A 23,268-nucleotide genomic window follows, 5' to 3' on the forward strand; every position below is an offset into this window, starting at 1 on the left:
CGAAAAACATACTCAATAACCTATCAGGCTGACTCCGCCAGAGCAATATCCTCGCGCGTCTCAATCCGCTCCTTACCGTGATAGATGCGCGCATGCTGCAGCCCGACAAACAGGCGCTCACCCCGGTGCGGCGGGACGTCGTCGCGCATGACCACGGTCAGCGGCTCGGTATACCAGCCCAGCGGCTGTACCACCAATTGGGTGTAGTGTCCTTTAGGGCTAGCTTCCAGCACCTGCACCGGCAGCGGGGAATCCAGGCTGGTGCGGCGGCTAACGTCCACTTCCCACGGGCGCAGGAACAGATCGACCGGCCCCTGATGCGCGGAGGTGTAGCCCAGCGGCCAGCGGTGCGCGCCGACGTGGAACTGACCGCCGCGAATGGTGCCCTGCAGTCGGTTCACCTCGCCCATAAACTCCAGCACGAAGCGGGTCGCCGGTTCGCGCCAGAGCTGTTCCGGCTCGTCAACCTGCTCGATGTTGCCCTGGCTCATGACCACCACGCGGTCCGCGACTTCCATCGCCTCTTCCTGATCGTGGGTCACGAAGACGCTGGTGAATTTCAGCTCTTCATGCAGCTGGCGCAGCCAGCGACGCAGCTCTTTGCGCACCTGCGCATCCAGCGCGCCGAAGGGTTCATCCAGCAGCAGTATTTGCGGCTCAACGGCCAGCGCGCGCGCCAGCGCTACGCGCTGCTTCTGCCCGCCGGAAAGCTGCGCCGGGAAACGGTCCGCCAGATGCGCCAGCTGCACCATCTCCAGCAGTTTGGTTACTTTCGCCTTAATAGTTGCTGCATCCGGGCGTTCACGACGCGGCAGCACCGTCAGGCCAAAGGCGATATTGTCGAAGACGGTCATGTGGCGGAACAGCGCATAATGCTGGAAGACAAAACCCACTTTACGATCGCGGGCGTGCAGGCGGCTCACGTCGGTGCCGTGGAAGCGGATGTGCCCGCTGGTCTGATGCTCAAGCCCGGCGATGATCCGCAGCAGCGTCGTTTTACCCGAGCCAGACGGCCCCAGCAGCGCCACCATTTGCCCGGAAGGGATATCCAGTGAGATATCATTCAGCACCTGGGTGCGACCAAAAGACTTCTTAATATTGGCAATCTCAATGCTCATGATTTCCCTCCTGATGCTGACGTTTTTCCTGATTCTCTAAACGCCACTGCACCACACTCTTCAAAAACAGGGTCAAAATCGCCATCAGCGTCAGCAACGCTGCGGCAGTAAACGAGCCGATGGTGTTGTAGTCCTGCTGCAGGAGTTCAATCTGCAGCGGCAGCGACAGCGTTTCACCGCGAATCGAGCCGGAAACCACCGACACCGCACCAAACTCACCGATGGCGCGGGCGTTGGTCAGCACCACGCCGTAAAGCAGCGCCCAGCGAATGTTCGGCAACGTCACGCGGCGGAACATCTGCCAGCCGGATGCGCCAAGCAGCACCGCCGCTTCGTCTTCGTTGCTGCCCTGGCTTAACATCACCGGCACCAGCTCACGCACCACGAACGGACAGGTCACGAAGATCGTCACCAGCACCATGCCCGGCCAGGCGAACATGATCTGCAGGTTATGTTCATCCAGCCAGCCGCCCAGCGGGCCGTTGGAGCCGTAAAAGAGCAGGTAAACCAGACCGGCAACAACAGGCGACACGGCAAACGGAATATCCAGCAGAGTCAGCAGCAGCTGACGTCCCGGGAAGTTAAAGCGCGTCACCAGCCAGGCCAGCAGCGTACCGAAGACCAGGTTCACCGGCACGGTGATCAGCGCAATCAGCACCGTCAGCCAGATGGCGTGCAGCATGTCCGGGTTCGCCAGGTTCTCCAGCGCGGGCATCAGCCCCTTGCTGAACGCCTGGACGAAGATATAAATCGTCGGCACGACGAGAATGAGGGCGGACACCAGCACGCCCACGCCAATCAGAAACCATTTACCCCAGTTGATGCGGGGCGCATCGTATCGCTTCAATTGCGTAACTTCCGCCATCAGTGACCTACCACACGTCGACCAAAGCGACTTTGCAGAGTGTTAATCGAGTACAACAGCAGCAGCGAGGCCGCGAGGATCACCGAAGCAATCGCGCTTGCCGCCGGATAATCAAACTCCTGCAGGCGGATGAAAATCATCAGCGAGGTGACTTCCGTTTTCCAGGCGATGTTCCCGGCGATAAATATCACCGCGCCGAACTCACCCAGGCTGCGGGTAAACGACAGCGCGACGCCCGCCATCAGCGCCGGAGAGAGCTCCGGCAGAACCACTTTACGGAAGCTCTGCCAGCGCGTGGCGCCCAGCGTTTCCGCCGCTTCTTCGTATTCCGGACCCAGCTCTTCCAGTACCGGCTGCACGGTACGCACCACAAACGGGATGCTGGTAAAGGCCATCGCCACCGCGATCCCGAGCCAGGTATAGGTCACCTTGATGTCAAATTTCGCCAGCCACTCGCCGTACAGCCCGTTCACGGAGAAGAGCGACGCGAGGGTTAAGCCCGCAACCGCCGTCGGCAGCGCAAACGGCAGATCCATCAGGGCATCAAGCAGCGTGCGGCCCGGGAAACGATAGCGGGTTAAGATCCACGCCATCAGCAGGCCAAACACGCCGTTAAAAATGGAGGCAACAAACGCCGACAGCAGCGTCACCTTATAGGCCGCCACCACCTGCGGGTTGGTGACCACGTCCCAGTACTGCGCCCAGCTCATCTCAGAGAGCTGCATCACCAGCGCGCTGAGCGGCAACAGCAGGATCAGGCAGACGAACAGCAGGCTGGTCCCGAGGCTTAAGGTAAAGCCCGGCAGCACGCGTTTAGTCGAGACTGCAAACATTACTTACGCCCCGCCGCCAGCAGTTTGTCTAACTCACCGCCGCTGGCAAAGTGCGTTTTCATCACCTCAGGCCAGGAGCCGAAATGATCTTCCACGCGGAACAGTGCGGTCTGCGGGAATTTGTCCTTCAGTTTGTTCATTACGTCGGGGTTGTTCACGCGGTAGTAGTAATCGGTGATGATGGCCTGCGCCTGCGGGCTGTACAGGTAGTTGAGATAGGCTTTTGCCGCTTTCTCGGTACCGTTCGCCTGCACGTTTTTATCCACCCACGCCACCGGGAACTCGGCCAGGATGTTGGTTTTCGGAATAACCACCTCGAAGCCCTGCGCTTCGTACTGCTTGCGAATGTTGTTCACTTCGGATTCAAAGCTGATCAGCACGTCGCCCAGACCACGCTCGGCGAAGGTCGTGGTCGCGCCGCGGCCGCCGGTATCAAACACTTCGACGTTTTTCAGGAACTGGGTCATGAACTGCTCGGTCTTCGCTTTATCCTTACCGTCAGCCTTGTCTGCCGCGCCCCACGCGGCTAAATAGGTGTAGCGCGCGTTACCTGAAGTTTTTGGGTTCGGGAAAATCAGCTTCACGTCGGAACGCACCAGGTCGCTCCAGTCGTGGATGTTCTTCGGGTTGCCCTTACGCACCAGGAAGCCCATGGTGGAGTAGAACGGCGAGCTATTGTTTGGCAAGCGGCTCTGCCAGTCAGCCGGGAGCAGTTTGCCCTTGTCGTGCAGGATCTGCACGTCAGTCACCTGGTTGTAGGTCACGACATCTGCTTTCAGCCCCTGCAAAATCGCCAGCGCCTGCTTGGATGAACCGGCGTGGGACTGCTTGATGGTCAGCTTATCGCCATTGTTTTCTTTCGCCCACTGCTGCTCGAACGGTGGGTTAAGGGCGGCAAACAGCTCGCGGGAGACATCATACGAGCTGTTCAGCAGCTCGGTCGCCTGCGCCTGGGCCACCAGCAGTAAACCTGCCAGCGCCAGAGTTCCTTTTTTCAGTACAGTAACGGCCATTGCGCACCCTTATAAATGTGATGACTATCTTATAGTCATAATATTTATAACGGGGATGAAAGGAGTAACGGTTTTATATACCGTTTGGTGATTTACAAGCAGAAAAGGGAATAAGGGTGCGGGGAAAATTGCCGGGTGGCGCTAACGCTTACCCGGCCTACGTATGGGGAGCGTTTTACAGCGCCAGCAGGCGGTCAACGGACGGCGCAAAATAGTAGCCGCCGGTGACCGGGCGGGTGAAGCGCAGCATGGCGTCGCGCTTGCCGTCAGTGTCACCGAACATGCTCAGCAGCTGTTGCTCAATATTGTGCAGCCGCGCGCAGTAGGCGCAGAAGTAGAGGCCGTGCGTGCCGCTTGCCGTGCCGTACGGCAGGCTCTGACGAACAATTTTGAGCCCCTTGCCGTCTTCCTTAAGGTCAACGCGGGACAGGTGCGAGGTCACTGGGCGCGCATCGCCGTCGATCTCTTCGTTGGCTTCTTTGGTGCGGCCAATCATCATCTCCTGGTCGTGCACGCTCATGCGGTTAAGCTGCTTGAGGTTGTGCTCCCAGCGCTGGACGAACACGTAGCTGCCGCCCGCGTCCACGCCGTCTTTGATGACCGCCACATCGCGACGAACCTCTTCACCCGCCGGGTTTTCGGTGCCGTCAACGAAGCCGCTCAGATCGCGCTCTTCCACCCAGCGGAAGCCGTGAACCTCTTCCTGCACGTCGATGCTGTCGCCAAACGCTTCAACCGCCGCCTGAGCAACGGAGAAGTTCACGTCGTGGCGCAGAGAGAGGATGTGGATCAGCACGTCGTATTGGGTGGCTGGCGCCAGGCCTTTGCCGTAAGGGATAAAGTCCTTCAGCTCTTCCGCGCCTTCGCCGCCGCTCAGCTGACGCCAGACGTTATTGCCGAAAGCGACAACGGCACCCAGATGGGCGTCCGGGAATTTGGCCTGGAAGGTGGCCAGTTTATCAACGAAAACTTTGCTGGCCGCGCGCAGGGCATCCACGTCCCCTTTAACATTGGCTTCAATCCAAATCGCCGCGCGGCAATGTTCTGGCAAAATGCCACTCTGAACCTGAGACATCGCTCCTCCTGAAATAAAGATGCCACGTCAGCGTGGCATTGATGGCGGCTATTATACCCGGATTTCAGCGAGGCGGTTTGTTCAGGCGCAAATTACTGCTTCCAGAGTATTTTGCTCACTTTCCAGCTCTTCAGCGTGTCGTCAGAGGGCATCAATCCTTCCGGACCGCTCCAGGTTCCGGTGAAGACATAGCTGATGTGCTGGCTGCCTTCTGCCTTACATTCCACCGCCACGCCATCGTCTGAAGGGGCGCTGCTGCAGTTGCCAAAGGCCTGTTTATAAAGATCGCTAAACGGAGTGCCCACCTTTACGCCGCTGGCGGTCGGAATATCTTCGTCCAGCACGGCAATGCGGTTCACCGTCCCTTTATCACCGTTAATCACCAGCGCCAGCTTGTCGCCCTTCAACGCTTCAAAGTAACGTACAATGTTGCCATTCTCGGTTTTCATCCCGCTACGCAGGCGATAGTCACTGCTCAGGGCATCCTGAATGGCGTCCTGATCGAGCGCCGTTGACGCGGTAATTTTTCCTACGCCCTGCTCGGTCACTTCGGTGGAAGAGCCAAACCAGTTCCACGGATACGCGGCGGACCAGTTAATGGAGGAGAGCGTCGAACAGCCGGTTAACGCCAGCGGGAGAGCGCATAAAAGTAAACGCAGCGATTTCATTGAAACGTCCTTTCTAATTAAATCAACGCTTGTTGGAGTGCGGTATCGGCAAAAAGTGCCGCGCTAATCTGACTCTTGCGTAAAACAGGCGCGTAAGCGGGGATTCGTCAGCAGCCACATCAGCGCCACAATATCCGCCACCACCAGCGCGATGCCGATACCGGAAAGCGGTTCACCCAGCCACCAGAGCACGGGTTGCCAGAACAGCAGCGCAATCTGGGCGAGGATCAGCAGCCAGCGAAGCGCACGCCACAGACGCGGGATTACATGCCGTCGACCGCTGCACAAAAAAGCCACCACCGCTGGTACGCCCGGCAGTAAGCCGAGCCAGAAGGCATCGTGGTCGGGATAAAAGAGGTTCAGCAGCGTATCGCCCTGCCCGCGCGACGCACCGGCCATCACAAACAGTACCCAGGTACGGGCCTGGAGGAGCAAAACGCACCAGAATAAAAACGGCAGCCTGACGCGGCCCTGCGCGTCATAGTCAGCCGGGTGGATCTCAGTACTCTTCATCTTCGATCAGGCGCTTACCCAGCGTCAGCACGTCGGCGTGCTCGTAGCCCAGACGCTCATACATACCCAGCACCACGTCGTTATCTTCCCGCACCATGATCTGGATTTTCGGGCAGCCGCGGGCGATGAGTTTCTTTTCCAGACGATTGAGCAGCGCGTTGGCGATGCCGCGCGCCCGGTATTCCGGATGGACGCCCAGATAATAGGCCGAGCCGCGGTGGCCGTCATACCCGCCCATTACCGTCCCAACCACCTCGCCGTTCACTTCCGCGACCAGAAACAGGCTAACGTCGTGATTCACCTTACGTTCGATATCCATTTCCGGATCGTTCCACGGACGCAGCAGATCGCAGCGCTCCCAAAGGGTGATCACCTCTTCGAAATCTTCCTGGCGAAAAACGCGTATCTCCATGGTATTAACCGCCTTTTCGGGTTTAAAAACAGTGATTATGGCGTGAACGGGGCGTTTAGCCAATAACCGGGGAAAATCTCGCCAAAATTTGGCATAATGTCACTTTGTCACGTATTGAAATGAAAAGTAAAACAATTCTCAATAAGGACTGTCGTAACGGGAAACACGATACGATATAACACCAGGACCCCATTTTTCAGTATTCAGGCCGCATGAGCACATTCAAACCATTAAAAGCACTCACATCGCGTCGTCAGGTTCTCAAAGCGGGGCTGGCGGCCTTAACGTTAACGGGCATCGCTAAGCAGGCTCAGGCAAAAGACGAGAGCACGCTCAAAACCAGTAACGGACACAGCAAACCGAAAACCAAAAAGCCGGGCGCAAAGCGTCTGGTGATGCTCGATCCGGGTCACGGCGGTATTGATACCGGCGCCATCGGCAGAAACGGTTCGAAAGAGAAACACGTCGTGCTGGCAATTGCAAAAAATGTGCGATCGATTTTACGCAGCAACGGCATTGACGCCCGCCTGACGCGCACGGGCGACACGTTCATTCCGCTGTATGACCGCGTCGAGATCGCCCACAAGCACGGCGCGGATCTGTTTATGTCGATCCACGCGGATGGCTTCACAAACCCTTCCGCCGCGGGCGCGTCGGTGTTTGCCCTCTCCAACCGCGGCGCCAGTAGCGCTATGGCGAAATACCTTTCCGATCGCGAAAACCGGGCGGATGAAGTAGCCGGGAAGAAGGCCACGGATAAAGATCATCTGTTGCAGCAGGTGCTGTTCGATCTCGTGCAAACGGACACCATCAAAAACAGCCTGACGCTCGGCTCGCATATTCTCAAGCGGATTAAGCCGGTGCACCGTCTGCACAGTAAAAGCACCGAACAGGCGGCGTTTGTGGTGCTGAAGTCACCGTCCATCCCGTCCGTGCTGGTGGAAACGTCCTTTATTACCAACCCGGAAGAAGAGCGCCTGCTCGGCACCACGGCGTTTCGCCAGAAGATCGCCAACGCCATCGCCTCCGGCATTATCAGTTACTTCAACTGGTTCGATAACCAGAAAGCGCACTCCAGGAAACGCTGATGAAACCTAATGCACAGCTGGTCAAAACGTTCCTGCTGCAGCTGCAGGATGAGATTTGCCAGAAACTGGCCGCCGCAGACGGCGGTGAATTCCAGGAAGATAGCTGGCAGCGCGAAGCGGGCGGCGGCGGGCGCAGCCGCGTGCTGCGTAACGGCGGCATCTTCGAACAGGCGGGCGTGAATTTTTCCCACGTTCACGGCGACGCCATGCCCGCGTCCGCTACCGCGCACCGCCCTGAGCTGGCGGGCCGCAGCTTCGAAGCGATGGGCGTCTCGCTGGTGATCCATCCGCATAACCCGTTTGTTCCGACCAGCCACGCCAACGTGCGCTTTTTCATCGCGGAGAAGCCAGGAGCCGATCCGGTCTGGTGGTTTGGCGGCGGTTTCGACATGACGCCCTACTACGGCTTCGAAGAGGATGCCGTGCACTGGCACACCACCGCGCGGGACCTTTGCCTGCCGTTTGGCGAAGACGTTTACCCGAAATATAAAAAGTGGTGCGACGACTACTTTTACCTGAAGCACCGCGACGAGCAGCGCGGCATCGGCGGGCTGTTCTTTGACGATCTCAACACGCCGGATTTTGATACGGCATTTAGCTTTATGCGCGCGGTGGGCGAAGGGTTCACCGACGCGTACCTGCCGATTGTCGAACGCCGTAAAAACACCGACTACGGCGTGCGCGAGCGTGAGTTCCAGCTTTATCGTCGCGGGCGGTACGTGGAGTTCAACCTGGTGTGGGATCGCGGGACGCTGTTCGGCCTGCAGACCGGCGGACGCACGGAGTCGATTCTGATGTCTATGCCGCCGCTGGTGCGCTGGGAGTACAGCTACGAGCCAAAAGAAGGCAGCCCGGAGGCTGCCTTGAGTGAGTTCCTTAAAGTACGCGACTGGATTTAACTGCCGGATGGCGCTGCGCTTATCCGGCCTACTCCATCCTCAGGTCGGGTAAGCACACGCGCCCTTACAGCGGCTGCGTCTGCGCCTCAACCACCGCCAGCGCCACCATGTTCACGATACGACGCACGGAGGCAATCGGCGTTAACACGTGCACCGGTTTTGCCACGCCCATCAGCACCGGTCCTACGGTCACCCCTTCAGAGCTGGAGACGCGCAGCAGGTTGTAGCTGATACGCGCCGCTTCCACGTTCGGCATAATCAGGATGTTCGCCGATCCCTTCAGCGGGCTGTCCGGCATACGTTCGTTGCGGATGCTCTCCACCAGCGCGGCATCACCGTGCATTTCCCCGTCAATCATCAACTCCGGCGCACGCTCGCGCACCAGTTCCAGAGTCTGGCGCATTTTGCACGCCGCCGCGGATTTAGACGAACCAAAGTTTGAGTGCGACAGCAGCGCCACCTTCGGCTCAATACCAAAGCGACGCACGGTCTCGGCGGCCATCACGGTGATCTCCGCCAGTTCGTCCGGGGTTGGATCGTCGTTCACGTAGGTATCGGCAATAAAGGTGTTGCCGCTCGGCAGCAGCAGCGCGTTCATCGCCCCGGCGGTGTGCACGCCGTCGCGATAGCCGAAGATCTCCTGCACCACGCTAAAGTGCTCGTGGTAATCGCCGATGGTGCCGCAGATCAGCGCATCCGCTTCGCCGCGATGGACCATGATCGCGCCGATGACCGTAGTATTGCTGATCACCGCCCGCTGCGCCTGCTCCTGGGTGATCCCGCGACGCTTCATGATCGCGTAATATTCGTTCCAGTACTCCTTGAAGCGCGGATCGGATTCGTTGTTAACGATCTCGAAGTCGACGCCCGGCTTAATCTGCAGGCCCAGCTTCTGAATGCGCATCTCGATCACGCTCGGACGACCAATCAGGATCGGCTTCGCCAGCCCTAAGGTGATCAGCTCCTGCGTGGCGTGCAGCACGCGCGCCTCTTCCCCTTCCGCCAGCACCACACGCTTCGCGTCTGCGCGAGCCTGAGAGAAGATCGGTTTCATAAACAGGTTAGTTTTGTAGACAAACTCGGTGAGTTTATCGACGTACGCGTCAAAATCCTGAATCGGACGCGTCGCCACGCCGGAGTCCATCGCCGCTTTGGCAACGGCTGGCGCAATTTTGACAATCAGGCGCGGATCGAACGGTTTTGGAATGATGTAGTCCGGGCCAAAGCTCAGATCCTGATCCCCGTACGCGGAGGCGACCACTTCGCTCTGCTCAGCGTGCGCCAGCTCGGCGATGGCGTGAACGGCGGCAAGCTTCATCTCTTCGTTGATCGCCGTCGCGCCAACGTCCAGCGCCCCGCGGAAGATGAACGGGAAGCAGAGCACGTTGTTCACCTGGTTCGGGTAGTCCGAACGGCCGGTACAGATAATGGCGTCTTCGCGCACCGCTTTCGCCAGCGGCGGCAGGATTTCCGGTTCCGGGTTCGCCAGCGCCAGGATCATCGGCGCGCGCGCCATTTTCTGCACCATTTCCTGGGTCAGCACTTTCGGGCCTGAACAGCCGAGGAAGATATCCGCGCCGTCAATCACGTCCTCAAGCGTGCGCTTGCCGTCGTCTTCAACCGCGTAGGCCGCTTTGGTTTCCGCCATGTTCGGCTCGCGGTCTTTGTAGATAACGCCCTTAGAGTCGCAGACCACGATATTGTGTTTCTGCATGCCCAACGCCACCAGCAGGTTCATACAGGCGATGGCCGCCGCGCCCGCACCGGAGACCACCATGCGAACGTCGGAGAGATTTTTCTCCACCACGCGCAGGCCGTTGAGAATGGCAGCGGTACTGATAATCGCCGTGCCGTGCTGGTCGTCATGGAACACGGGAATGTTCATACGCTCGCGCAACTTCTGCTCGATATAGAAACATTCCGGCGCTTTGATGTCTTCCAGGTTGATCCCGCCGAAGGTCGGCTCCAGCGCGGCCACCACGTTGATGAACTTATCGGGATCGAGTTCGTCCACTTCGATATCGAACACGTCGATACCGGCGAATTTCTTGAACAGTACGCCCTTCCCTTCCATCACCGGTTTACCGGCCAGGGCACCAATATTGCCCAGGCCCAGCACCGCCGTACCGTTAGAGATAACAGCGACAAGGTTACCGCGCGCGGTGTATTTGTAGGCCGCCAGCGGATCTTTTTCGATCTCCAGACACGGCGCAGCCACGCCCGGCGAGTAGGCCAGCGCCAGATCGCGCTGGGTCGCCAGCGGCTTGGTTGGGGAGACCTGAATTTTACCGGGGACAGGGAACTCGTGAAAATCGAGGGCACTCTGTTTTAACTGATCGTCCATCTTGTTATTCCTTTTACGTATCGGTCAGATAGTATCGCCGCTGAGCAGCGCATAAACTTTGAAGGCTGCCAAACTCTCACCATCACACATTAAAAATTGTTATCAATTTATAACAGCCATGTTACCCGTCTCAAAAGCAATGCCTGCCCCGTCTGCTATGCTTTTTTGTTAAGTCCATCATGATTTTCTCAGAAGTGTGAACTAACGCACTCATCTAACTCTTTTATTTCCAAGGAGTAATTATTTATGAACCAGCTAGACGGCATCAAACAATTCACCACCGTGGTTGCAGACAGCGGCGATATCGAGTCGATTCGCCACTATCAGCCAGAGGACGCGACCACCAACCCTTCGCTGCTTCTGAAAGCGGCGGGGCTTGCCCATTTTAGCCATCTGATTGACGACGCGATTGCCTACGGTAAACAGCGCGGGAAAACGCAGGAGCAGCAGGTTGCTGAAGCCAGCGACAAGCTGGCGGTTAATTTTGGTGCGGAAATTCTGAAAAGCATTCCGGGGCGCGTGTCGACCGAAGTAGATGCCCGCCTCTCATTCGATCAGGAAAAGAGTATTAACAAAGCGCGCCGCCTGGTGGAGCTCTACCAGGAACAGGGGATCGATAAGTCACGCATTCTGATCAAGCTCGCGTCCACATGGGAAGGCATCCGCGCGGCAGAGGTTCTGGAAAAAGAGGGGATCCACTGCAACCTGACGCTGCTGTTCTCCTTTGCCCAGGCGCGCGCCTGTGCCGAAGCGGGCGTGTTCCTGATCTCGCCGTTTGTCGGGCGCATCTACGACTGGTATCAGGCGAAACAGCCGATGGACCCGTACGTGGTAGAGGAAGACCCTGGCGTGAAGTCGGTGCGTAATATCTACGATTATTACAAGCAGCATCGCTACGAAACCATTGTGATGGGGGCCAGCTTCCGCCGCACCGAGCAGATCCTGGCGCTCGCAGGGTGCGACCGTCTGACCATCTCCCCTGACCTGCTGAAAAAGCTGCAGGAGAGCGACGAAACGGTGATCCGCAAGCTGGTGCCGACCTCTACCGTCCTGCCAAAACCGAAAGCCATGACCGAAGCGGAGTTCCGCTGGGAGCATAATCAGGACCCTATGGCCGTGGAAAAACTGGCGGACGGCATCCGCCAGTTCGCCGTCGACCAGCGAAAACTCGAAGATCTTCTCGCCGCCAAACTTTAACCTTGCCACGGAGTGAACTATGTCCCGTAAAGAGCTCGCTAACGCCATTCGCGCCCTCAGCATGGATGCCGTACAAAAAGCCAATTCCGGCCACCCTGGCGCCCCGATGGGGATGGCCGATATTGCCGAAGTGCTGTGGAACGACTTCCTGAAGCACAACCCCACTGACCCAACCTGGTACGACCGCGACCGTTTTATTCTCTCCAACGGCCACGCCTCGATGCTGCTCTACAGCCTGCTGCACCTTTCTGGCTACGATCTGCCGCTTGAGGAGTTAAAAAACTTCCGCCAGCTGCACTCCAAAACGCCGGGCCACCCGGAGATCGGCTATACACCGGGCGTGGAAACGACCACCGGCCCGCTGGGCCAGGGGCTGGCGAATGCCGTCGGCCTGGCAATTGCCGAGCGTACGCTGGCCGCGCAGTTCAACCAGCCCGACCACGAGATTGTCGATCACTACACCTATGTCTTTATGGGCGACGGCTGCCTGATGGAGGGGATCTCCCACGAGGTCTGCTCGCTGGCGGGCACGCTGGGGCTCGGCAAGCTGATTGGCTTCTATGACCACAACGGCATCTCCATCGACGGGGAAACCGAGGGCTGGTTTACCGATGACACGGCAAAACGCTTTGAGGCCTATCACTGGCATGTGGTGCACGAGATTGACGGCCACGATCCTGAAGCGGTGAAAAAAGCGATTCAGGAAGCGCAGAGCGTGAAGGACAAACCGTCCCTGATTATCTGCCGTACCACCATTGGCTTCGGCTCGCCGAACAAAGCGGGCAAAGAAGAGGCGCACGGCGCGGCGCTGGGCGAAGAGGAAGTGGCGTTAACCCGCCAGAAACTGGGCTGGAAATATCCGCCGTTTGAGATCCCGAAAGAGATCTACAGAGCATGGGATGCGCGCGAAGCGGGTGAAAAAGCGCAGCAGGCCTGGAACGAAAAATTTGCCGCCTACAAAAAAGCGCACCCGGAGCTGGCCGCCGAGTTTTCCCGCCGCATGAGCGGCGGCCTGCCGGAAGACTGGGACGATAAAACCCAGGCGCTGATAGAAAATCTGCAGTCCAACCCGGCGAAAATCGCTACCCGTAAGGCGTCGCAAAATACCCTGAACGCGATTGGCCCTCTCCTGCCTGAGCTGCTCGGCGGCTCGGCGGATCTGGCGCCAAGCAACCTGACCATCTGGTCAGGCTCTAAATCCCTGAAGGAAGACATTGCCGGGAACTACATCCACTACGGCGTGCGCGAGTTCGGGATGACCGCGATTGCTAACGGCATCGCCCATCACGGCGGCTTCGTGCCTTACACCGCCACCTTCCTGATGTTCGTCGAGTACGCCCGAAACGCGGCGCGTATGGCGGCGCTGATGAAGGCCCGGCAGATCATGGTTTACACCCATGACTCCATCGGGCTGGGGGAAGATGGACCAACGCACCAGGCGGTAGAGCAGCTGGCAAGCCTGCGCTTAACGCCAAACTTCAGCACCTGGCGTCCGTGCGACCAGGTGGAAGCGGCGGTGGGCTGGAAGCTGGCCGTTGAGCGTCATAACGGGCCCACGGCGCTGATCCTGTCGCGCCAGAACCTGGCGCAGATCGAGCGCACGCCGGAGCAGGTAAAAAACATCGCCCGCGGCGGGTACATCCTGAAAGACAGCGGCGGCAAGCCGGACGTGATCCTGATTGCCACCGGTTCCGAGGTGGAAATCACGGTGAAAGCGGCGGAGAAGCTGACCGCCGAAGGTCACGCGGTGCGCGTGGTATCTCTGCCTTCTACGGATATTTTTGATGCGCAGGACGAGGCGTATCGGGAATCGGTGCTGCCTTCCAGCGTTGCGGCGCGCGTGGCGGTGGAAGCGGGTATTGCCGACTACTGGTATAAGTACGTGGGGCTGAAAGGGGCAATTGTGGGCATGCGGGGTTACGGTGAATCCGCTCCTGCCGACAAGCTGTTCCCGTATTTCGGCTTTACCGTTGAGAACGTGGTGGAGAAAGCGCTGAGCGTGTTGTAGTGCGACAGCGCCATCCGGCAAAACTAGCGAGTGATCCACAGCGTGGGCCAGGCGTCTGGCCCATTCCAGCTATCACAGCTTGGCTCTTCCGCGTAGCGCACCAGGCGGAAGCGCTGGCCATCAAAACGCCAGCGCGTCTGGATCCCGCAGTCTCCAATACCGCGTCCCAGCGCCAGCGTCGTCAACTCGCGCGTTTTCTCATCAAAGCGGGCGTTCATCAGCTCCATGTCGCTGCTCTGGCTGGAGGGGGTGAACGGCAGACGTAACCTGACGCTACGGGCGGCGAACGGTTTTTTACGTGAGACCTGCCACGCCAGATCGACCGTGTTATAGGCCCCCGCTTCACAGCTGACGATCAACAGCGCTTTGTCATCCGTTAATGCAGTGACGCGTACTTCACGACGGTTAGGATCCAGCGAGCACTGGCTGTTGTTCATCCGCCACGTCCCATAATCCAGCAGATCGTTCAGCTCGCTATGCGTCAGCGGCGTCGGCGTCGGGTTCACCACGGCCACCTTTTTTAATGCCGGTGCAGGAGGCACGCTCAGCGGCGGGCTATCTCCTTTTTTAATCCATGCCGTTTCGCTGCCAACGCGCTTCTGCTGGGCGTCGATAAACAGCAGCGCCGCCTTCAGACCGACCAGCGAGATCGTCTGCTTCCCCCCGCGCAGGGTCAGCGCCTGCCCTTCCTGAATGTTTTTCAGAAACGTGGTGATGGTACCCGCATCGTCAGTTTTGAGATGCCAGGGGGTTAACTGCCAGTGCTGCGAATTGAGCTTTAACGGAACGTTGTCGAGCAGCAGGCGCGGGGCAATGTCAGGCTCTTTAACCGGCGGGGCCGAAAGCCCGCCGAGATCGATGCGCAGGCTGGCGTCCGTTTTCGCGCCTGCGCTACGGCTCAGCGTCATGACCAGACCGCGATGCTCGCCGGTATTCCGGGCAACACAAAAATTCTGGTTATTGCAGGTAACCTGCCAGTCTGAAAAAGACTGCTGCGCGGGCGCAGCCCACACCAGAGGTGCGGGTAGCACGCAGAAAAAGAAGAAAAGCAAAACGCAGTAGCGCATGAATGGCACAGCCCCGGAAACGAAAAGGTCAATCTGGGGCGTATCTTCGTGCCCAGGGCGGGCGGGCTCAATCGGATTTATCGGATAGATTTATCTGAAATACACGTTATCACGACATCGGTTTAAGGTTCATTAAGCCGCTGGTTTGCAGATACTGTAACAGGATCACCGCTTTACCGTCGCGGATCTCGCCGCTTTTCACCATCTCAACGGCCTGGGTGAAAGGCATTTCCAGCACTTCGATGTCTTCATCCTCAACGCCGCCGCCGCGATGCGTGCGCTGGGCATCGGTGTATTCCGCAATGAAGAAATGGACCAGCTCTGTCACCCCGCCAGGGGACATGAAAAGCTCAAAGACTTTTTGCACCTCGCCCACTTCAAAACCGGTCTCCTCAACGGCCTCCTTGCGGATGCAGACTTCCGGCTCATCGTCATCAAGCAGGCCGGCGCAGGTTTCAATCAGGCGCCCGTCCGCATTGCCGTTGACCCAGGTCGCGACCCGAAACTGGCGAATCAGCACCACGCTTTGCTTTTCACGGTTATACAGCAGAATGGTTGCGCCATTGCCCCGGTCGTAGACTTCGCGTTTGTGGCGAATCACGTCACCGTTCTTACGGGTTAAATCGTAAGTGATGTTACGCAGGACAAAGTAATTTTCAGAAAGGATTTTGTCTTTGATAACGGTAATGTTCAGGGACATACGGGCTCCACGGCTAAATGAGTCTGTTTATACTACCCCGTGAAGCCCGCTTTGTCGTCCGTCGGCTCAGGCGGCGCGTTACTTCTCGCCAGATTTCAGGTTAATGCCCAAAGCGGCTTTTGGATCAATAACCTTATCTTTAGTATGAATAAGCTATTTGCTCGCCACCGCGTTATCAGGCAATGTACAACTGCCCATGACCTGTGGCTGAGCCATTTTATGCAGAGATCCGTTCCGTGACCGTTAAACGCCCCGTTTCCGGAAGCCTTGCCTGGGCTTTCTTTTCGATCATTGCCCTGTCCGTGCTGACCAGCACCGTCGCGCTGCTGACGCTTGCCAGCAGCCAGCGTGACGCCGAAGCTATCAACATTGCGGGCTCGCTGCGCATGCAGAGCTACCGCCTCGGCTACGAGATGCAGCGCAACAGCCCCTCCCTTATGGCGCATCGTGAGAACTGGCAGCGAACGTTAAGCGCGCCTTCCCTGGAGAAGCTGAACCGCTGGTACGTCCCGGACAACGTCAAGGCGCGCTATCAGCAGTTGCATGTGGCCTGGCTGGACATGGACAAGCGCATCGCCCGCGGCGACAGCGCATGGTATGACGCTCACATTGAGGATTTTGTCGGCCGTATTGATGCCTTTGTGCTCGCCCTCCAGCACTACACCGAAAATAAAATCCAGACGGTGACCCTCCTCTCTCTGGCTGGCGCGCTCGGGATCCTGCTGCTGACGCTGTTTACCCTGCGGCGCATCCGTCGCCAGGTGGTGTTGCCGCTGAACAATCTGGTGGCCGCCAGCGAACGCATTGAGCGAGGGGAATTTACCACCCCGGCGCCGGACACCGCGCTCCCCAACGAGCTGGGCCAGCTCTCCCGCGCCTTCAACCATATGTCGGGCGAGCTACATACTCTCTATCGGTCGCTCGAAGCCTCCGTCGCGGAAAAGACGCGGCATTTGCATGAAGCCCACCAGCAGCTGGACATGCTGTTCAAATGCTCCCAGGCGCTGAATACCGGGCAGATAGACAGCCTGTGCTTCCGGCATATTTTGCAGATTGTGCATGAATACACGCAGATGAATTACCTGGAGCTACGCACCAGCGACGACTGGCGGCTGTGTGAAGGAACAGAGGTGAGCGGCATTTCTCTGCAAACCCTGCCGGTGCTGATGCAGGATACCCTCTACGGCGAGCTGCGCTGGCAAAGCGAGACGGGCAGCGTTCCTCTTCCGCTGATGAGAAGCGTGGCGACTATGCTCGGACGTGGGCTGTACTTTAACCAGGCGCAGAAGCATTACCAGCAGCTGCTGCTGATGGAGGAGCGCGCCACCATCGCCCGCGAGCTGCATGATTCGCTGGCGCAGGTACTCTCCTATCTGCGGATCCAGCTCACGCTGCTTAAACACGCCGTGCCGGCGGAAAATGCCTCCGCGCAGACGATCATCACCGACTTCTCCCGCGAGCTGAACAACGCCTGGCAGCAACTGCGCGAGCTGCTGACCACCTTCCGCCTGACGCTAAACCATGCGAATTTACCCGCGGCGCTGCAGGAGTCTCTCGATGCCCTGCAGAGCCAGACGCAGGCGAAGCTGCACCTCGACTGCCGCCTCTCCACCCTGGCGCTTGACGCGCAGAAGCAGGTGCATTTGCTGCAGATCGTGCGGGAGGCCGTCCTGAATGCGATTAAGCACGCGCAGGCCAGCGAGATCACCGTCAGCTGCGTGACGGCCGTGGACGGCACGCACAGCGTCAGCATTCGCGACAACGGCATCGGGATTGGCGAGGCCAGCGAGCCGCCGGGACACTACGGGCTGAACATTATGCGAGAACGCGCGCAACGGCTCGGCGGAATGCTGCACTTCTCGCAGCCGCAAAACGGCGGCACGCAGGTCAGCGTGACGTTCCCCGCACCCGCGCCGTTAACAGGTAAATAACGGTAAAGGGGGAAGCGCCGGGAAAAGCGCATGATAATTTACATTATCTCCTTTATTTCTCCACGTTTGGCCTGGGCCTTACCGCTAAAGTGATGCGGGCAATAAACAATAATGACGTGCAGCAAAACGAGGTCACACTTTCATGGCGAATTTTTTCATCGATCGCCCCATTTTTGCCTGGGTGCTTGCCATCCTGTTGTGTCTGACAGGTGTCCTGGCGATTACTTCTCTTCCCGTTGAGCAATATCCCGATCTGGCACCGCCTAACGTGCGTGTCACAGCAAACTACCCCGGCGCGTCCGCACAAACGCTGGAAAATACCGTGACGCAGGTTATCGAGCAGAACATGACGGGTCTGGATAATCTGATGTACATGTCCTCCCAAAGCAGCGCCACGGGACAGGCGACTGTCACCCTGAGCTTTGAGGCGGGCACCGACCCGGACGAAGCGGTGCAGCAGGTACAAAACCAGCTGCAGTCGGCCATGCGTAAATTGCCCCAGGCCGTGCAGAACCAGGGCGTCACCGTGCGTAAAACCGGTGATACCAACATTCTGACCATCGCGTTTGTCTCCACCGATGGCTCAATGGATAAACAGGACATTGCGGACTACGTCGCCAGTAATATTCAGGACCCGCTCAGCCGTATTAACGGCGTGGGGGATATCGACGCCTATGGCTCACAGTACTCGATGCGTATCTGGCTGGATCCCAACAAGCTGAACAGCTATCAGATGACGGCAACCGACGTGACGGACGCCATCAAAGCCCAGAACGCCCAAATTGCCGTGGGGCAACTGGGAGGCACGCCTTCCGTCGATAAACAGGCCCTGAACGCCACCATTAATTCGCAATCTCTGCTTCAGACCCCGGACCAGTTCCGCAACATTACCCTGCGCGTGAATCAGGATGGCTCAGAAGTGCGTCTGGGCGACGTTGCTAAGGTGGAAATGGGTGCGGAGAAATACGATTACCTGAGCCGCTTTAACGGCAACCCGGCCTCTGGACTGGGAATTAAGCTGGCCTCCGGCGCAAACGAAATGGCGACGGCGAAGCTGGTATTGGACCGTCTGGATGAGCTGTCGCAGTATTTCCCGCACGGGCTGGAGTACAAAGTCGCCTATGAAACCACCTCCTTCGTTAAAGCCTCGATTGAGGACGTAGTCAAAACCCTGCTGGAAGCGATCGCCCTGGTGTTCCTGGTCATGTACCTGTTCCTGCAAAACTTCCGCGCCACGCTGATCCCCACCATTGCCGTCCCGGTGGTGCTGCTGGGCACCTTTGCGGTGCTTTACGCGTTCGGCTACAGCATCAACACCCTGACGATGTTTGCTATGGTGCTGGCGATTGGCCTGCTGGTGGACGATGCTATCGTGGTGGTCGAAAACGTCGAGCGCATCATGAGCGAAGAGGGGCTTTCCCCGCGTCAGGCGACGCGTAAATCGATGGGACAAATTCAGGGGGCGTTGGTTGGTATCGCGATGGTGCTGTCGGCGGTCTTTATCCCGATGGCCTTCTTTGGCGGTACAACCGGGGCGATATACCGTCAGTTCTCAATCACCATCGTCTCGGCGATGGTGCTCTCCGTGCTGGTGGCGCTGATCCTCACCCCTGCGCTCTGCGCCACCCTCCTTAAGCCGCTGCACAAAGGGGAACATCACGGCCAGAAAGGGTTCTTCGGCTGGTTTAACCGCATGTTCAACCGCAACGCCGAGCGGTATGAATCTGCCGTCGGTAAAGTGCTACACCGCAGCCTGCGCTGGATGATGATTTACGTTTTGCTGCTGGGCGGCATGGTGTGGCTGTTCCTGCATCTTCCCACCTCGTTCCTGCCGCAGGAAGACCGGGGGATGTTCATCACCTCGGTGCAGCTCCCGAGCGGATCCACCCAGCAGCAGACGCTAAAGGTGGTTCAGAACGTTGAGCAGTACTTCTTCACCAAAGAGAAAAATAACGTTGTTTCGGTCTTCTCTACCGTCGGCTCCGGCCCGGGCGGGAACGGGCAGAACGTCGCCCGCATGTTTGTCCGCCTGAAAGACTGGGACGAACGCGATGCCAGAACGGGAACCTCGTTCGCCATCATCGAACGCGCGACCAAAGCGTTTGCCCGCATTAAAGAGGCGCGCGTCTTTGCCAGCAGCCCGCCCGCGATCAGCGGCCTGGGCAGTTCCGCCGGGTTTGATATGGAGCTGCAGGATCACGCCGGCGCGGGCCACTCGGCCCTGATGGCCGCGCGCGATAAGCTGCTAGAACTAGCAGGGAAAGATCCCGGCCTGACCCGCGTTCGTCACAACGGTCTTGACGACAGCCCGCAGCTTCAGGTGGATATCGACCAGCGTAAGGCGCAGGCGCTGGGCGTGTCGATCGAGGATATCAACGACACCCTGCAAACCGCATGGGGCTCAAGCTACGTAAATGACTTTATGGATCGCGGCCGCGTGAAAAAAGTGTATGTCCAGGCAGCCGCGCCGTTCCGCATGTTGCCGGATGATATTAATCGCTGGTTTGTACGCAATAATTCTGGCGGAATGGTCCCCTTCTCCGCCTTTGCCACATCGCGCTGGGAGAGCGGTTCGCCGCGTCTGGAGCGCTATAACGGCTATTCCGCGGTTGAGATCGTCGGGGAAGCCGCGCCGGGCGTCAGCACCGGTACCGCCATGGACACCATGGAAAAACTGGTGCAGCAGTTGCCTGCCGGTTTTGGTCTGGAATGGACGGCCATGTCTTACCAGGAGCGTCTCTCCGGGGCGCAGGCCCCTGCCCTCTATGCGCTTTCTTTGCTGGTGGTCTTCCTCTGCCTTGCCGCGCTGTATGAGAGCTGGTCGGTTCCGTTCTCGGTCATGCTGGTGGTGCCGCTTGGGGTTATCGGTGCGCTGCTGGCGACCTGGATGCGCGGCCTGGAGAACGACGTTTACTTCCAGGTGGGGCTACTTACGGTGATCGGCTTGTCGGCGAAAAACGCCATTCTGATCGTTGAGTTTGCCAACGAGATGAATGCCAAAGGCCACGAGCTGATGGCCGCCACGCTGCACGCCTGCCGCCAGCGCCTACGTCCGATCCTGATGACCTCACTGGCGTTTATTTTTGGCGTACTGCCGATGGCAACCAGCACGGGTGCAGGCTCAAGCAGCCAGCATGCGGTGGGTACCGGCGTCATGGGTGGGATGATTTCGGCCACCATCCTGGCGATTTATTTTGTGCCGCTGTTCTTTGTGCTGGTGCGTCGTCGCTTCCCGCTCCGGGAGCGACAGGAATAACCCGCAGTCATAAAAAAGGCGGCTTAATCGGCCGCCTTTTTATTGTGTGATTAATTCACACTATGGTTATTTTACTTATTTTAGTGCTCTTGCAATTCTTACTGAATGTCATTTACGAAGCATGCCTTCGATAAAATCTTTCCAGTTCCCCAGTTCACGTTCAATCATAACAACCTCTCTTATTATTATGCGCATTCTACGAAAACGTATCATCATTGTGAAGACTGTTTAACCAATCGCTGTGATTGTACCCCGCCACCGTTGGGGATTTATGATAAATATGAACGGAGGAGTTTAAATTTTGTGTGACGGTCAGCAATATTTTGAAATAACCCTACGAACGGGTGAGTTTTATTTTACGCGCTGAGTTTATTCAGAATTTAAACACGGTGGACATCTATGCTTAAATGGTGAAAGTATATTCAGCGTACAAGTGTGAGTTGAATTAAGAAGAAGTGTAAATCCAGAGCATTCCTGAGTGTGTTATATTCCACCTAAAGATATATCTTCGAATTTACTGAACGTTTAATCGCCATAAGAGCAAAAGGATTCAACATGGTTGTGATGTACGGCATTAAAAATTGCGACACCATCAAAAAAGCACGCCGCTGGCTGGAAACTAATAACGTCGAGTACCGCTTCCACGATTATCGTGCCGACGGGCTTGATGCAGAATTTCTGCATACCGCCATTAACGAACTGGGATGGGAAGCGCTGCTGAACACCCGCGGCACCACCTGGCGTAAGCTGGACGAATCCGTGCGCGCCAGCATCGTTGACGCCGACAGCGCGGCAAAGTTGATGCTCGACATGCCGGCAATTATCAAACGCCCATTGCTCTGCAAGCCAGGTCAGCCTATGCTGCTGGGTTTCAGTGAAACCCTTTATTCTGACTTTTTCGTAGAGGTGTAGTGTATGTCATGCCCGGTCATTGAGCTGACTCAACAGCTTATTCGCCGTCCCTCCCTTAGCCCGGACGACGCAGGTTGTCAGGCATTAATGATTGAGCGCCTGCGCGCCATCGGTTTTACCGTTGAGCGCATGGATTTTGGCGACACCCAGAACTTCTGGGCGTGGCGTGGCCAGGGCGAAACGCTGGCCTTTGCCGGGCACACTGACGTCGTTCCCGCGGGTGACGCTGATCGCTGGATTAATCCGCCGTTTGAGCCGACCATCCGCGATGGCATGCTCTTCGGCCGCGGCGCGGCAGACATGAAAGGCTCGCTGGCGGCGATGGTTGTGGCGGCAGAGCGCTTTGTGGCTCAGCATCCGAACCACAAAAACCGTCTCGCGTTCTTGATCACCTCCGATGAAGAAGCCAGCGCCCATAACGGTACCGTGAAGGTCGTTGAGGCGCTGATGGCGCGCAATGAACGTCTTGACTACTGTCTGGTCGGCGAGCCATCCAGTACCGAAGTGGTGGGTGATGTCGTCAAAAACGGTCGCCGCGGCTCGCTGACCTGTAACCTGACCATACATGGGGTTCAGGGGCATGTGGCCTACCCGCATCTGGCCGATAACCCGGTCCACCGCGCCGCGCCAATGCTGAACGAACTGGTAGGCATCGAGTGGGATAAAGGCAACGAGTTCTTCCCGCCGACCAGCATGCAGATCGCCAACGTCAAGGCCGGAACCGGCAGTAACAACGTCATCCCGGGAGATTTCTTCGTCCAGTTCAACTTCCGCTTCAGTACCGAACTGACCGACGAGACGATCAAAGCGCGCGTTGTCGCTCTGCTGGAAAAATACAACCTGCGCTACACCGTTGACTGGTGGCTTTCCGGCCAGCCGTTCCTGACGCAGCGCGGCAAGCTGGTGGATGCGGTGGTGAACGCCATTGAGCACTATAATGAAATTAAGCCGCAGCTGCTGACGACGGGCGGCACCTCAGACGGACGCTTTATCGCCCGCATGGGTGCACAGGTTGTCGAACTGGGTCCGGTTAACGCGACGATTCACAAAATCAACGAGTGTGTGAACGCAGCCGATTTACAACTGCTGGCCCGCATGTATCAACGTATTATGGAGCAACTCGTCGCCTGACGAGCGCTCAGAGAGGAATAGCGAATGGATTGGCTTGCAAAGTACTGGTGGATTCTGGTGCTGGTGTTTCTGGTCGGCGTACTGCTGAACGTGATTAAAGACCTTAAGCGCGTTGACCACAAAAAGTTTCTCGCGAATAAGCCGGATCTCCCGCCGCACCGTGATTTTAACGACAAGTGGGACGATGACGACGACTGGCCGAAGAAAGACCAGAAGAAGTAATCGGTCTGTATCCCCT

At 57.8% G+C, this 23,268-nt stretch carries 21 protein-coding genes; 9 read left to right on the top strand and 12 right to left on the bottom strand.

All coding sequences use genetic code 11. From position 1 onward, the window contains the following. Nucleotides 1-23 precede the first annotated feature (23 nt). The 8 genes from cysA to IM294_RS17285 form a co-directional block, all read right to left on the bottom strand. The gene (cysA, locus tag IM294_RS17250; protein ID WP_008501607.1) at nt 24-1,118 is read right to left on the bottom strand and encodes a sulfate/thiosulfate ABC transporter ATP-binding protein CysA; all 1,095 of its coding nucleotides are present in this window, start codon (nt 1,116-1,118) and stop codon (nt 24-26) included. After that, nucleotides 1,108-1,983 carry a sulfate/thiosulfate ABC transporter permease CysW gene (cysW, locus tag IM294_RS17255; protein WP_063155457.1) on the bottom strand — a complete coding sequence of 292 codons (876 nt, stop codon included), beginning with the start codon at nt 1,981-1,983 and terminating at the stop codon, nt 1,108-1,110. The genes cysA and cysW overlap by 11 nt, the downstream gene beginning before the upstream one ends. Further along, nucleotides 1,983-2,816, bottom strand: a complete 834-nt coding sequence (cysT, locus tag IM294_RS17260) for a sulfate/thiosulfate ABC transporter permease CysT (RefSeq protein ID WP_028014001.1) — start codon at nt 2,814-2,816, stop codon at nt 1,983-1,985. Before cysT ends, cysW begins: the two co-directional genes overlap by 1 nt. Further along, entirely contained in the window at nt 2,816-3,829 is a 1,014-nt protein-coding gene (locus IM294_RS17265) for a sulfate ABC transporter substrate-binding protein (protein WP_047368059.1), read from the bottom strand. Before IM294_RS17265 ends, cysT begins: the two co-directional genes overlap by 1 nt. 175 nt (nt 3,830-4,004) lie before the next feature. Beyond that, the gene (locus IM294_RS17270; protein ID WP_126818722.1) at nt 4,005-4,904 is read right to left on the bottom strand and encodes a Dyp-type peroxidase; all 900 of its coding nucleotides are present in this window, start codon (nt 4,902-4,904) and stop codon (nt 4,005-4,007) included. 92 nt (nt 4,905-4,996) lie between these two features. After that, complete coding sequence (locus IM294_RS17275; protein ID WP_048957147.1) at nt 4,997-5,572, bottom strand: RpoE-regulated lipoprotein; 576 nt, start codon at nt 5,570-5,572, stop codon at nt 4,997-4,999. Between the two features lie 63 nt (nt 5,573-5,635). Continuing rightward, on the bottom strand, nt 5,636-6,085 hold the full coding sequence (locus tag IM294_RS17280; RefSeq protein ID WP_041908792.1) for a DUF2919 domain-containing protein: 450 nt from the start codon (nt 6,083-6,085) through the stop codon (nt 5,636-5,638). Beyond that, on the bottom strand, nt 6,072-6,497 hold the full coding sequence (locus IM294_RS17285) for a GNAT family acetyltransferase (RefSeq protein WP_003861292.1): 426 nt from the start codon (nt 6,495-6,497) through the stop codon (nt 6,072-6,074). The genes IM294_RS17280 and IM294_RS17285 overlap by 14 nt, the downstream gene beginning before the upstream one ends. A gap of 212 nt (nt 6,498-6,709) precedes the next feature. Here IM294_RS17285 and amiA point away from each other — a divergent pair, with 212 nt between their 5' ends. Continuing rightward, entirely contained in the window at nt 6,710-7,585 is an 876-nt protein-coding gene (gene amiA, locus IM294_RS17290; RefSeq protein WP_028014006.1) for an N-acetylmuramoyl-L-alanine amidase AmiA, read from the top strand. Next, a complete protein-coding gene (gene hemF, locus IM294_RS17295; protein WP_063155455.1) occupies nt 7,585-8,484 on the top strand; it encodes an oxygen-dependent coproporphyrinogen oxidase in 900 nt (299 codons plus the stop codon). Before amiA ends, hemF begins: the two co-directional genes overlap by 1 nt. 64 nt (nt 8,485-8,548) lie before the next feature. Here hemF and maeB read toward each other — a convergent pair whose 3' ends face one another. After that, nucleotides 8,549-10,828 (bottom strand): NADP-dependent oxaloacetate-decarboxylating malate dehydrogenase, encoded by a 2,280-nt coding sequence (gene maeB, locus IM294_RS17300; RefSeq protein WP_028014008.1) that lies wholly within the window; start codon nt 10,826-10,828, stop codon nt 8,549-8,551. A 246-nt stretch (nt 10,829-11,074) separates the two neighbouring features. Between maeB and tal the strand changes: the two genes are divergently transcribed. Then, nucleotides 11,075-12,025, top strand: coding sequence for a transaldolase (gene tal, locus IM294_RS17305; protein WP_028014009.1), 951 nt, complete (start codon nt 11,075-11,077; stop codon nt 12,023-12,025). A 19-nt stretch (nt 12,026-12,044) separates the two neighbouring features. Continuing rightward, nucleotides 12,045-14,033, top strand: coding sequence for a transketolase (gene tkt / locus IM294_RS17310; protein WP_028014010.1), 1,989 nt, complete (start codon nt 12,045-12,047; stop codon nt 14,031-14,033). Between the two features lie 23 nt (nt 14,034-14,056). Here the strand turns inward: tkt and IM294_RS17315 are convergent, their stop codons facing one another. Further along, the gene (locus IM294_RS17315) at nt 14,057-15,100 is read right to left on the bottom strand and encodes a DUF1176 domain-containing protein (protein ID WP_045631021.1); all 1,044 of its coding nucleotides are present in this window, start codon (nt 15,098-15,100) and stop codon (nt 14,057-14,059) included. A gap of 109 nt (nt 15,101-15,209) precedes the next feature. Further along, entirely contained in the window at nt 15,210-15,800 is a 591-nt protein-coding gene (gene nudK, locus IM294_RS17320; RefSeq protein ID WP_126818720.1) for a GDP-mannose pyrophosphatase NudK, read from the bottom strand. Nucleotides 15,801-16,036: 236 nt separating this feature from the next. Between nudK and narQ the strand changes: the two genes are divergently transcribed. Both narQ and acrD read left to right on the top strand, forming a co-directional pair. Next, nucleotides 16,037-17,731, top strand: coding sequence for a nitrate/nitrite two-component system sensor histidine kinase NarQ (narQ, locus tag IM294_RS17325; RefSeq protein ID WP_126818719.1), 1,695 nt, complete (start codon nt 16,037-16,039; stop codon nt 17,729-17,731). A gap of 142 nt (nt 17,732-17,873) precedes the next feature. Further along, the gene (gene acrD, locus IM294_RS17330) at nt 17,874-20,987 is read left to right on the top strand and encodes a multidrug efflux RND transporter permease AcrD (protein WP_126818718.1); all 3,114 of its coding nucleotides are present in this window, start codon (nt 17,874-17,876) and stop codon (nt 20,985-20,987) included. A gap of 108 nt (nt 20,988-21,095) precedes the next feature. Here the strand turns inward: acrD and ypfM are convergent, their stop codons facing one another. Continuing rightward, a complete protein-coding gene (ypfM, locus tag IM294_RS17335) occupies nt 21,096-21,155 on the bottom strand; it encodes a protein YpfM (RefSeq protein WP_015572204.1) in 60 nt (19 codons plus the stop codon). Nucleotides 21,156-21,542: 387 nt separating this feature from the next. Here ypfM and IM294_RS17340 point away from each other — a divergent pair, with 387 nt between their 5' ends. The 3 genes from IM294_RS17340 to IM294_RS17350 are packed head-to-tail and all read left to right on the top strand — an operon-like array spanning nt 21,543 to nt 23,252. Next, the gene (locus tag IM294_RS17340) at nt 21,543-21,899 is read left to right on the top strand and encodes an ArsC family reductase (protein WP_045261161.1); all 357 of its coding nucleotides are present in this window, start codon (nt 21,543-21,545) and stop codon (nt 21,897-21,899) included. Between the two features lie 3 nt (nt 21,900-21,902). Further along, on the top strand, nt 21,903-23,030 hold the full coding sequence (gene dapE, locus IM294_RS17345) for a succinyl-diaminopimelate desuccinylase (RefSeq protein ID WP_028014016.1): 1,128 nt from the start codon (nt 21,903-21,905) through the stop codon (nt 23,028-23,030). A 24-nt stretch (nt 23,031-23,054) separates the two neighbouring features. Further along, a complete protein-coding gene (locus tag IM294_RS17350; RefSeq protein WP_013098222.1) occupies nt 23,055-23,252 on the top strand; it encodes a YpfN family protein in 198 nt (65 codons plus the stop codon). Nucleotides 23,253-23,268: the final 16 nt, after the last annotated feature.

The sequence above is a fragment of the Enterobacter cloacae complex sp. P43RS genome, from assembly GCF_014930585.1.
In the GTDB taxonomy this organism is placed as follows: domain Bacteria; phylum Pseudomonadota; class Gammaproteobacteria; order Enterobacterales; family Enterobacteriaceae; genus Enterobacter; species Enterobacter bugandensis.

Excerpts from the sequence above, each read along its gene's own strand:
- tkt (WP_028014010.1), top strand. The coding sequence starts at position 12,045 with ATGTCCCGTAAAGAGCTCGCTAACGCCATTCGCGCCCTCAGCATGGAT.
- amiA (WP_028014006.1), top strand. The coding sequence starts at position 6,710 with ATGAGCACATTCAAACCATTAAAAGCACTCACATCGCGTCGTCAGGTT.
- dapE (WP_028014016.1), top strand. The coding sequence starts at position 21,903 with ATGTCATGCCCGGTCATTGAGCTGACTCAACAGCTTATTCGCCGTCCC.
- hemF (WP_063155455.1), top strand. The coding sequence starts at position 7,585 with ATGAAACCTAATGCACAGCTGGTCAAAACGTTCCTGCTGCAGCTGCAG.
- IM294_RS17315 (WP_045631021.1), bottom strand. The coding sequence starts at position 15,100 with ATGCGCTACTGCGTTTTGCTTTTCTTCTTTTTCTGCGTGCTACCCGCA.
- IM294_RS17350 (WP_013098222.1), top strand. The coding sequence starts at position 23,055 with ATGGATTGGCTTGCAAAGTACTGGTGGATTCTGGTGCTGGTGTTTCTG.
- maeB (WP_028014008.1), bottom strand. The coding sequence starts at position 10,828 with ATGGACGATCAGTTAAAACAGAGTGCCCTCGATTTTCACGAGTTCCCT.
- tal (WP_028014009.1), top strand. The coding sequence starts at position 11,075 with ATGAACCAGCTAGACGGCATCAAACAATTCACCACCGTGGTTGCAGAC.
- cysW (WP_063155457.1), bottom strand. The coding sequence starts at position 1,983 with ATGGCGGAAGTTACGCAATTGAAGCGATACGATGCGCCCCGCATCAAC.
- IM294_RS17275 (WP_048957147.1), bottom strand. The coding sequence starts at position 5,572 with ATGAAATCGCTGCGTTTACTTTTATGCGCTCTCCCGCTGGCGTTAACC.
- nudK (WP_126818720.1), bottom strand. The coding sequence starts at position 15,800 with ATGTCCCTGAACATTACCGTTATCAAAGACAAAATCCTTTCTGAAAAT.
- IM294_RS17340 (WP_045261161.1), top strand. The coding sequence starts at position 21,543 with ATGGTTGTGATGTACGGCATTAAAAATTGCGACACCATCAAAAAAGCA.
- acrD (WP_126818718.1), top strand. The coding sequence starts at position 17,874 with ATGGCGAATTTTTTCATCGATCGCCCCATTTTTGCCTGGGTGCTTGCC.
- IM294_RS17280 (WP_041908792.1), bottom strand. The coding sequence starts at position 6,085 with ATGAAGAGTACTGAGATCCACCCGGCTGACTATGACGCGCAGGGCCGC.
- cysA (WP_008501607.1), bottom strand. The coding sequence starts at position 1,118 with ATGAGCATTGAGATTGCCAATATTAAGAAGTCTTTTGGTCGCACCCAG.
- cysT (WP_028014001.1), bottom strand. The coding sequence starts at position 2,816 with ATGTTTGCAGTCTCGACTAAACGCGTGCTGCCGGGCTTTACCTTAAGC.
- IM294_RS17285 (WP_003861292.1), bottom strand. The coding sequence starts at position 6,497 with ATGGAGATACGCGTTTTTCGCCAGGAAGATTTCGAAGAGGTGATCACC.
- IM294_RS17265 (WP_047368059.1), bottom strand. The coding sequence starts at position 3,829 with ATGGCCGTTACTGTACTGAAAAAAGGAACTCTGGCGCTGGCAGGTTTA.
- IM294_RS17270 (WP_126818722.1), bottom strand. The coding sequence starts at position 4,904 with ATGTCTCAGGTTCAGAGTGGCATTTTGCCAGAACATTGCCGCGCGGCG.